Genomic DNA, 234 nt, shown 5'->3' on the forward strand with positions numbered 1-234 from the left:
TTTTTTTCATGAATATAACCTCTTTTTAAAATTAATTATAATAATTTAAATTCAAGTTTTCAGATGTTTCTTTACGCGTTTCCCTCATCAGTTTTTCGTCATCAATCAGTGATTTGCCATATGATGGAACTAACTTTTTAACTGCAGGTTCCCAGAGCTCACGGTCTTCTTTAAAGTTTTTCTCTAATGCTTCAAGCACTACAGAGAATGATATTGAAGCACCTGGTGATTCTC

General features: G+C 32.5%; 1 protein-coding gene. It reads right to left on the minus strand.

Annotation, left to right across the window (positions count from 1 at the left end; genetic code table 11):
- Positions 1-31 precede the first annotated feature (31 nt).
- The coding region (locus tag HMPREF3029_RS06705; protein ID WP_210400782.1) for a malate:quinone oxidoreductase at positions 32-234 on the minus strand (203 nt) is incomplete at its 5' end.

Source organism: Nosocomiicoccus sp. HMSC059G07 (assembly GCF_001815515.1).
Taxonomy (GTDB): domain Bacteria; phylum Bacillota; class Bacilli; order Staphylococcales; family Salinicoccaceae; genus Nosocomiicoccus; species Nosocomiicoccus ampullae_A.